General features: G+C 64.1%; 10 protein-coding genes. 3 read left to right on the forward strand and 7 right to left on the reverse strand.

What is annotated here, in order from left to right:
- Positions 1 to 56 precede the first annotated feature (56 nt).
- Entirely contained in the window at positions 57 to 1,181 is a 1,125-nt protein-coding gene (locus tag PMN64_RS40445) for a hypothetical protein (protein ID WP_411784785.1), read from the forward strand.
- An 18-nt stretch (positions 1,182 to 1,199) separates the two neighbouring features.
- On the opposite strand, the gene PMN64_RS40450 is transcribed toward PMN64_RS40445, so the two are convergent.
- Genes PMN64_RS40450 through PMN64_RS40460 form a run of 3 tightly spaced genes read right to left on the reverse strand, consistent with a single transcriptional unit; the run spans position 1,200 to position 4,085 of the window.
- Positions 1,200 to 1,790 carry a Smr/MutS family protein gene (locus tag PMN64_RS40450; protein WP_411784781.1) on the reverse strand — a complete coding sequence of 197 codons (591 nt, stop codon included), beginning with the start codon at positions 1,788 to 1,790 and terminating at the stop codon, positions 1,200 to 1,202.
- Positions 1,787 to 3,403 carry a murein transglycosylase A gene (locus PMN64_RS40455; RefSeq protein ID WP_411784782.1) on the reverse strand — a complete coding sequence of 539 codons (1,617 nt, stop codon included), beginning with the start codon at positions 3,401 to 3,403 and terminating at the stop codon, positions 1,787 to 1,789. Before PMN64_RS40455 ends, PMN64_RS40450 begins: the two co-directional genes overlap by 4 nt.
- Positions 3,381 to 4,085 carry a Tim44/TimA family putative adaptor protein gene (locus tag PMN64_RS40460; RefSeq protein WP_028341991.1) on the reverse strand — a complete coding sequence of 235 codons (705 nt, stop codon included), beginning with the start codon at positions 4,083 to 4,085 and terminating at the stop codon, positions 3,381 to 3,383. Before PMN64_RS40460 ends, PMN64_RS40455 begins: the two co-directional genes overlap by 23 nt.
- A gap of 421 nt (positions 4,086 to 4,506) precedes the next feature.
- Here PMN64_RS40460 and secB point away from each other — a divergent pair, with 421 nt between their 5' ends.
- Positions 4,507 to 4,998, forward strand: a complete 492-nt coding sequence (gene secB, locus PMN64_RS40465) for a protein-export chaperone SecB (protein ID WP_028341992.1) — start codon at positions 4,507 to 4,509, stop codon at positions 4,996 to 4,998.
- A 200-nt stretch (positions 4,999 to 5,198) separates the two neighbouring features.
- Here secB and dnaQ read toward each other — a convergent pair whose 3' ends face one another.
- From dnaQ to PMN64_RS40485, 4 genes are read right to left on the reverse strand one after another with little or no spacing between them, the layout of a single operon-like run.
- Entirely contained in the window at positions 5,199 to 5,924 is a 726-nt protein-coding gene (gene dnaQ, locus PMN64_RS40470; RefSeq protein ID WP_028341993.1) for a DNA polymerase III subunit epsilon, read from the reverse strand.
- Positions 5,925 to 5,954: 30 nt separating this feature from the next.
- Positions 5,955 to 6,554 (reverse strand): dephospho-CoA kinase, encoded by a 600-nt coding sequence (gene coaE / locus PMN64_RS40475; protein WP_028341994.1) that lies wholly within the window; start codon positions 6,552 to 6,554, stop codon positions 5,955 to 5,957.
- A 59-nt stretch (positions 6,555 to 6,613) separates the two neighbouring features.
- The gene (locus PMN64_RS40480; RefSeq protein WP_411784783.1) at positions 6,614 to 7,222 is read right to left on the reverse strand and encodes a Maf family protein; all 609 of its coding nucleotides are present in this window, start codon (positions 7,220 to 7,222) and stop codon (positions 6,614 to 6,616) included.
- 10 nt (positions 7,223 to 7,232) lie between these two features.
- Complete coding sequence (locus tag PMN64_RS40485; RefSeq protein ID WP_028341996.1) at positions 7,233 to 8,069, reverse strand: pyruvate, water dikinase regulatory protein; 837 nt, start codon at positions 8,067 to 8,069, stop codon at positions 7,233 to 7,235.
- A 447-nt stretch (positions 8,070 to 8,516) separates the two neighbouring features.
- On the opposite strand from PMN64_RS40485, the gene PMN64_RS40490 reads away from it, so the two are divergent.
- A partial coding sequence (locus PMN64_RS40490; RefSeq protein WP_411784784.1) for a CopD family protein occupies positions 8,517 to 8,753 on the forward strand: 237 nt, incomplete at its 3' end.

Consider the following 8,753-nt stretch of genomic DNA (forward strand, 5'->3'; position numbering starts at 1 on the left):
GGTTATGGGTCCCGGGTCGCGCTTCGCTTGCCCGGGACGACGAGAGTGGGCGATCGATGAATCTGCGGGTGTGGCAAAACCCCTGGCGCCTGATGCTGGCCGTCAATGCGGCCGTGCTGGTCGGCGTGTTCCTGCACAAGATCGCGCTGCCGCCCTTCGTTCCCTACATCCATCTGCTGGTCGACTATCATTACGGCTTCACCAAGCGCGCGCTGGTCGGGGCGATCGTGTGGCTGTTCACCGACAAGGTGCCCGTATGGCTGGTGTTCGCGCTGGCCGGCGCGATCTGGCTGCTGACGCTCGGACTGTTCATCAAACTGTTCCGCCGCACATTCGGCTTCAACGACGCGCATTGGCCGTTGTTCGTCTTCATCGCGGGCTCGCCGTTCTTCCTGAAGAACTTCATGCACACGCTCGGCCATTTCGACATCTATGGCTGTGCGCTGACGATCGTGCTGCTGCTGATCCCGGCGCGCTCAGTGGTGTATGTGCTGATTGCCGCGCTGTTCTCGATCCTGCTGATCCTGGTCCATCATATCTTCGTCCTGATGTATGTGCCGACCATCGCGGCGATCGTGGTGCTGCGCTTTTATCTGGTGCAACGCGTCACGCCACGCAGCGCCGCAATCGGCATCGCGGCGCTCGCAGGAGTCGGCATCCTGTTCCTGGTCGCGCAATTCGCCGGCACGGTCGACGTGCCCTATGACGAATTCATCCGTCATCTGCAGAGCCGGATGGCCGATCCGGCACGCACCGACCTGCTTCAGTTCGGCTACATCTGGTACCAGCCGCTGTCGAAGGAGTTCGCCGACACCTGGGCACGCATGCCCTCGAACATCCTGGGCGTTCCGGTGTTTGCGCTGCTGATCTGGCTGCACACGCCGCTGTGGCGCTATTTCGCGCGACTGATTGGCGCGCTCGCGAGCGACCTGCATCGCCGGATCGTGCTCGGCGCGCTCGTTGTGATCAGCGCCGGCTATTTCGTGATGTTCGTGACGGTGTTCGACTATTCGCGCTGGATCTCGAACTGGGCGGTCTGCATGTTCCTGATGCTGCATGCCACCAGGATGCTGCCGGCGTCGAAGGATGTGCCGGTGATCCCGTCAGACGATAGCAAGACCACAATCCTCGGCTGGATCGTGACGCTGATCCCGCGCGTCGGGATCGTCAGGCCGTTCTAACATTTTCTTTGATCAAGCTCAGCGCGCGCGCCGGACACGCACGTAAAGCGCGCCCTCGCCGCCATGGCCGATATGCGCTTCCTCGAAGCCGACGACCAACGAGCGGAATTCCGGCAGGCTGAGCCATTCCGGAACCTGGCGGCGCAGCACGCCGCGTTCGGAATCGAGGCCACCGACCTTGCCCTTGCCGGTGATGACGAGCACGAAAGTGAGCCCGTCGCTGTGCGCGCGCTGCAGGAAGGTGAACAGCATGCGATGCGCGCGCCTCTGCGTCATGCCGTGCAGATCAAGCCGCGCATCGATCTCCTGCCGGCCGCGCGACAACTTTGCGCGTTCGCGGCGTCCGATCGGCGCTAGCGGCGGCACGTGCGGGCGTTGCGCCGGCGCAGCCTTGACCGTTGTCGCCGGCTTGACCGGGATGGATTTGGCCGCGCCGTGATGGACGGCCGGATCAGAGGCGACGGCGTGGGCCTTCGCGGCGGCGGGCCGCTTGCGCAGCGGCTTGACCTGCTTTGCCACGCTCTCCCAGAGCGCACGCTCCTCTTCGCTCAGCGCGCGCTTGCGCCGCGGCAGAGCGGACAGATCGGGGATCGGCGCGGGACGTTTCATTGATCGCGGTGATGGCGATAGCGCCGGAAGCGCCGCTTCTCCGGTTGCGGAATATCGGGCCGGGCGACCGGCAACGGCACCGGTTCTGCCACAGGTGCGGCCTGCGCGACAGGGGTCGTTGCTGCAGGCGCTGCAGGCGCGACATCCTTCGCGGCCGGGTTCTTGGCGGCGCTGGTGGCCGCATCTTTCGCCGCGCTTTTGGCGATACCGGCGGTCGGCACATCCGCAGCCTTCGCCGCCGGCTTGTCCTTCGGCGGCTCGGTCTGCGGAAACAGCTTTGCGATCTTGGCCGAGGGCCGCTCATCCGGAACAGGCAGCCTGTGGCCGCGCGCGACGGGGTCGAGACCCCTCGGCACCAGCATGACGAATTGCATGTTGTGCCGCAGCCGGCCCGAGACCTTCCCGGCATCCGCACCGGCGCCGAAATAAAGATCGGCGCGCGCCGGGCCGACGATCGCAGAGCCAGTGTCCTGCGCGATCATCAGCCGGTGGAACGGCGTCTTCGACTGTTCGGATTCGATCGGCAGCTCGCCGGCGATGAAGAACGGCGTGCCGTAGACATGCAGCGCCTTGTCGACCGCGATCGAGCGGCCCGGCGTCAGCGGCACGCCCTGCGCGCCGACGGCCTCGTCCTTGTCGGACAGCGGGACCTCGCGGAAGAAGACGTAGGAACGGTTCTGCCGCCGCAGGTCGTTGGCGCCGTCAGGGTTCTGCTCCATCCACTCCCTGATCTTCTGCATCGACATCTGATCCTTCGGGATGATGCCGCGGTCGATCAGGACGCGTCCGACCGGCGTATAGGGATAACCATTATGCGCATCGTAATTGATGCGCAGCGTGGTGCCGTCCTCGAGCTTGATCCGCGCCGAGCCCTGGATCTGCGCGAACAGGAGATCGGTCTGGCTCTTCAGCCAGCAGATCTCGAGCCCGCGGCCGGCGATCGCGCCGTCCTCGATCTGGCCGCGGTCGTAATAGGGCACGAGCTTGCGCCGGCCGATCTTGCGATACACCGCGCCGCCATTGGGCAGGCCGACCGAATTCTGCGTCTTGCCGCGCACGAACAGGTTGGACGGGCGGCGATAGACCGGCACGTTGTAGACGTCGGTCTGGGTCCGCGATCCATCGAGCACCGGCTCGTAGTAACCGGTGACGAAGCCGGCATCCTCGCCGAGCCGCGAGATGCGCAGCGGCACGAAATTCTGCTCGAAGAAGTCCTTCGCCTTGACCCCATCGCTCAGCGCGAGTCCCTTGGCAATCCGGCAGGGATCGCGCAGCGAGCTCCCGAGCGCTTTCGAATCGGCAGGCGCGCCCTGCTGGGCCGCGATCGGCTTGCAGCTGGTGCGAAACGCCTTGTAGGCCGCGAGATGATCGTCGGCGCGCCAGCCCTCGACGTTGGACCAGGCGAGCGGCTCATACTGGCTGCCGCTGACCTGCAGCGGCATTTCCAGATTGGGATAGGGGATCGGGTGGCTGTGCTCGTGTCGCGGCGGAGGGTGCCGGCTTGATCTGTAGCGCGCGGCGATCGCTGCGGTGGAGCACAGCACCGCGAGCGCGCAGCACGCGACTGCGAGCCGCCCGTAGCTGAGATGCTTAGTGAGCGCTTCCGGTGCCAACCAGCTTCCAATTCGGATCGCGGGAAGTCGAGTCGCGGGCGAATGTCCAGATATCGGTGATGTCGGCGACCTTGTCCGGGCTGCCATCGACGATGGTGCCGGCCTTGTCGCGCGTGACCGAGATCATCTGCGACACGAAGCGGACGGTGAGCTGGGTCGAGCGGTCGCGCGCCTCCGCGCTGACGATCTCGGCCTTGTCGATCGAGACGAACCGCGTCTCGGTCTTCTGCTCGTGCTTCTCGCGATCCTTGATCGCGGCCTCGAAGCTTTCATAGACCTCGGTCGACAGCAGATCGCGCAGCGCGCGGCGATCGCCATTGGCGAAGGCCAGCACGATCATTTCATAGGCCGAGCGGGCGCCTGAGAGGAAATGCCGCGGATCGAACGAGGAATCCTGGGCGGCCACCGCGTCGAGACCCTGCGCCAGTGGGGTGCCGGGCTCGGCGATGCCCTTCCAGTGTTCCGTCGGTTCGACCGGCTCGGCGGGCGCGGCCGAGGCCGGCTGGTCGATCACCGATCCCGGGATCGGAACGACGTTGTTATCCTGACCGCGCTGCACGACGTTGGGCGCGGCGCGATCATAAGGCGGCCGCTCGCTTCCCGTGCGCTGTCCGAGAACGCTGCGCAGGCGCAGGAAGATAAACACGGCCAGCGCCAGGAAGATGATGGTGTAGATATCCACGTCGAATTCGCTTTCTGGTCTCTGCCGGCAACGGGCCGGCCGTCAAAGCGTTCCCGGTCGGGAACAGCAGAGATTACATCACCGATAGAGTCCGCAGATGTAGGCACGAAACTATGCCCGGCCAATGGCGCTTTTTGGCACGGGCAAGTGTAGCGCGTTTTGACCCCCGGGGGAAACCGTTCCTTTCAGGAAATCGCGTATCTTCAATAATTTAGGAAGCTGTTAAGAGATTGGACAGGCTCACGCGCGCCGCCCTTTGCCGGGAGAACTTGCCGCGGACCCGCCGGAACGCGCCCGTTCGTCGTCCTTGTGGACCGAGCCGGGCCTATGATAGCCACTCGCCCGGCATCGGCATTCTCAACACCTTAACGCGTGCCGTCGGACATTCTGTCCATCGAGCGCTGCTCCAGGAGACATTTTCATGACCAATGGCAACGGCGCCCCCGTCGAACAACAGCCCGCTCCCCAGCTCAATGTGTTGGCGCAGTACACCAAGGACCTGTCGTTCGAAAACCCGAATGCGCCGGCCTCGCTCGGCCAGCAGCAACAGCAGCCGGCGATCAACATCCAGATCAACGTCTCCGCCAACAACCTGTCGGAGAACGAGTACGAGGTGATCCTCTCGATCGAGGGCAAGGCCGAGACCGCAGGCAAGGTGATGTTCAGCTTCGACCTCGCCTATGCCGGCGTCTTCCGGATCGTGAATGTGCCGAAGGAGAACCTGCACCCGCTGGTCATGATCGAGTGCCCGCGGCTGCTGTTCCCGTTCGCACGCGAGATCGTCGCGACCGCGGTCCGCGACGGCGGCTTCCCGCCTTTGTTGCTCGACCCCGTCGATTTCCTCGGTCTCTACCGCCAGAACATGGAGCGGCAGGCGGCCGCCCAGGCTGCTCCCGGCGTCAAGCCGAGCTGAGTTCTAAACTCGAGAAAATGTAACACGCGCGGAAGTGTGATCCGTCATCCTGAGGAGCCCGCGCTTGCGGGCGTCTCGAAGGATCGACGGCCGCCAGCCGGGCCGTGCATCCTTCGAGGCTCGCAAGAGCTCGCACCTGCAGCGACAAAGGCGAAGCCTTTGCGCGGGGATGACGGAACTGCGCCCCGACCTGTCTTGAATCAAGCCGCCGGTGCTGCGGCAGGCGCTGGCGGCGGCAGGTAATCGTTCCAGATCGGCTTGTCGCCGAGCGTGGCGATGAAGGCCCGGTGGGCCTCTCGATCGGCGTCACTGACCCGCGCGAGTAGCGGGGTCTCGCGCTGCCGCCGCGGCGTATCACCACTATGGCCGCCCGCGCGCGCATCCGACGTTTCCGACGCCAGGATCAGCTGCGACTGCCGCGCTCCGATCAGATCGATATAGACCTCGGCCAGCAGCTCGGCGTCGAGCAAGGCGCCGTGCTTGGTGCGGCGGGAATTGTCGATCTGATATCGCGAGCAGAGATCGTCGAGCCGGTTCGACACGCCGGGATGCTTGCGCCGTGCCAGCAGCAGCGTATCGACCAGCTGGTCCTTCGGGATCGCCTTCCGCTTGATGCGGTCGAGCTCGGCGTTGATGAAGCTGATGTCGAACGACGCGTTGTGGATCACCAGCGGCGTATCGCCGATGAAGGCCAGGAACTCGTCGACCACCTCGTTGAACAGCGGCTTGGAGGCCAGGAACTCGGTCGACAGCCCATGCACGGCGAACGCTTCGGCCGGCATGTCGCGCTCGGGATTGATGTAGACGTGGTAGGTCTGTCCGGTCGGCATGCGGTTGAAGATCTCGACGCAGCCGATCTCCACCAGCCGGTCGCCGCGCAGCGGATCGAGGCCAGTGGTTTCGGTATCGAGAACGATTTCGCGCATGACGTGAATGAATCCGAAAAGGCGGGCGAATCAGGCGCGCCGCTTCGGCATCTTAACGACCTCAGCCAGAATGTCGCGGATACGCGCCCGCACCGGATCGAGTCCGTGCGAGGTATCCACTATGAAATCCGCGCGCTTGCGCTTCTCGGCGTCCGGCATCTGCTTGGCGATGATGGCGTCGAGCTTGGCCGCATCCATCGTGCCGCGGGCGAGCACCCGCTCGCGTTGCAGTTCCGGCGAGGTGGTGACGACAACGACGGCATCGACACGCTTCTCGCCGCCGGTCTCGAACAATAGCGGCACGTCGACAACGACGATCGGGTTACCTGCGGCTTCCGCATCGGCGAAGAATTTCTGGCGCGACGCGCCGAGCATCGGATGCACGATCTGCTCGAGCTGCTTCATCGCAGCAGGATCGTGCACCACGCGCGCCGACAGTTTCGTGCGATCGACCTTGCCGCCGGCAGTGGTGCCGGGAAAGGCGGCCTCGATCGCCGGCGCGGCTTCGCCTTCATAGAGCTGATGCACGGCCGCATCGGCGTCGTACACCGGCACGCCGGCCTCCATGAACAGTTTGGCCGTGGTGGATTTCCCCATCCCGATCGAGCCGGTCAGTCCAAGAATCAACATGGTGTCAGCATCGCATCAACATCGGTTCAGCATCTCTCTCGTCGCCGCGCCTGCGCGCCTCACACCGCGAGCAGCTTCTCGCCGCGCAGGAACGCCAGCAGCGACAATAGCGGCAGGCCGAGGATGGTGAAATGGTCACCTTCGATCCGCTCGAACAGATGCACGCCGAGGCCCTCGAGCTGGTAGGCCCCGACGCTGGTCGTCACCGCCTCCCCGGCATGGTCGAGATAGCTCTCGATCTCGCCGGCAGCGAGCCGCCGCATGGTCATGCGGGCCACGCTCACATCGCCGAACAGGACCTTTCCATCGCGTGCCACCGAGACGGCGGAATGCAGCTCATGGGTCTGTCCGGCGAGCAGGCTAAGTTGCTCGGCAGCCTGCGTGCGGCCGGCGGGCTTGCTGAACATCCGTTGCCCCAGCGCCAGCGTCTGGTCGGCGCCGACGACATATTGACCGGGCCTCTGCCCGGACACGAACAACGCCTTCTCGCGCGCGAGGAGCAACGCGATCTCGCCCGGCGCCGAAAGGCCGGAATTCTTCTGCACTGCGCGTTCGTCGATGTCGGCCGGCAGCGCCTCGAAATCGAGGCCGGCGTTTTCAAGCAGCATCTTTCGCGCTCGGCTCTGCGACGCGAGGATCAGCTTCTGTGGGCCGCGCCAGATGCTCATGACGTGAGAATCATTCCGACGGCCGCGCGCGCTGGCGGTCGTTATGGAGCTTCATGATCGCCGCAGCCGTTTCCTCGATCGAACGCCGCGTGACGTCGAGCAGCGCCCAGTTGAATTTCGCGCTGAGGCGCCGGGCAAAGGCGACCTCGTCGGCGACCGACTGCTTGTCGATGTAGGTGTCGTTGTCGCGGTCGCCCATGGTGAGCAGGCGGTTCTGCCGGACCTGGATCAGGCGCTCGGGCGTCGCATGCAGGCTGACCACCAGCGGCTTCTTCAAGGTCTCGAGCTGGTGCGGCAGCGGGATGCCCGGCACCAGCGGCACATTTGCAGTTCGGATGCCGCGGTTGGCGAGATAGATCGACGTCGGTGTCTTCGAGGTGCGGGATACCCCGACCAGCACGACATCGGCCTCCTCGAGGCCTTCGACATGCTGACCATCGTCATGCATCATCGTGTAGTTCAGCGCATCGATGCGACGGAAATATTCCGCGTTCAGTACGTGCTGCGCGCCGACGCGCCCGGTCGTCGCGGCACCCAGATACGCCTCGAACAACTGCATCACAGGCCCGATGATCGACAAGCTCGGAACGTTGATCTCCTTGCACTTGCCCTCGAGCCGGCCGACCAGATCCTTTTCCAGCAGCGTGAACAGGACGATGCCGGGCGATTCCTCGATCTCGTCGAGCACGCGATCGAGCTGCTTCTGGCTACGCACCAGGGGATAGACGTGCTCGACCGCGGTCACATTGGCGTATTGCGCGGCGACCGCGCGCGCCACGGTAATCAGCGTCTCGCCGGTCGAGTCCGACACCAGATGCAGGTGGAAATAATTGGAAGTCGTCGGCACCAGAGCCCCTGTCTAACCTGTGAATCCCTGTGGAGGTCGAGGAGAAGAATCCGGGTCCGACGCCCGGGCTCTGTATATCTCGTCCCTTTCTTCACAGCACCCCGCAATAGGATAAGTCGACGTCACAGACGGGATGATAGTGAACCCGTGTGGATTTGTCTCTTCATAAGCTGGCCACAGACGCGCGCAACCAATTGAGTCCTGCGAGAGATTCCGGATATCCGCCGCCGTCGAGCGGAATGTTGAGGGATGTGAACAAGCCCGCAAGAACCGCTGGACCGGATTGCATGAGTCAAATTCACCGCCATTAAGACTCAAACCTTAGATTCTAAAATTAATTAGGTTTAGGAGAGCCGTGTGTGCGGATATGTATCCGTCCCTCGCTGGCGAAGCCTTGCGCGCAACGCTGAGCCCTCCCGAACTGTTCCCCCGAAAGGCATCACTGCGATGTTCGACTGGATCAACGCCCTGCCGATCTATGCCTGGGTCAAGGCCCTGCACATCGTCGCTGTGATCTCGTGGATGGCCGGCATGCTCTATCTGCCGCGGCTGTTCGTCTATCACTGCGAGGCCGAGGTCGGCTCCAGGCAGTCCGAGACCTTCAAGGTCATGGAGCGGCGGCTTTTGAAGGGGATCATCAACCCCGCGATGATCGTGACTTGGCTGGCCGGGCTTTTCCTGGTC

Origin of the sequence: Bradyrhizobium sp. UFLA01-814 (genome assembly GCF_046718885.1) — a bacterium.
GTDB classification, from domain to species: domain Bacteria; phylum Pseudomonadota; class Alphaproteobacteria; order Rhizobiales; family Xanthobacteraceae; genus Bradyrhizobium; species Bradyrhizobium elkanii.

Coding starts and splice junctions, on each gene's coding strand:
- PMN64_RS40445 (WP_411784785.1), top strand. CDS start 57: ATGAATCTGCGGGTGTGGCAAAACCCCTGGCGCCTGATGCTGGCCGTC.
- PMN64_RS40450 (WP_411784781.1), bottom strand. CDS start 1,790: ATGAAACGTCCCGCGCCGATCCCCGATCTGTCCGCTCTGCCGCGGCGC.
- secB (WP_028341992.1), top strand. CDS start 4,507: ATGACCAATGGCAACGGCGCCCCCGTCGAACAACAGCCCGCTCCCCAG.
- dnaQ (WP_028341993.1), bottom strand. CDS start 5,924: ATGCGCGAAATCGTTCTCGATACCGAAACCACTGGCCTCGATCCGCTG.
- coaE (WP_028341994.1), bottom strand. CDS start 6,554: ATGTTGATTCTTGGACTGACCGGCTCGATCGGGATGGGGAAATCCACC.
- PMN64_RS40480 (WP_411784783.1), bottom strand. CDS start 7,222: ATGAGCATCTGGCGCGGCCCACAGAAGCTGATCCTCGCGTCGCAGAGC.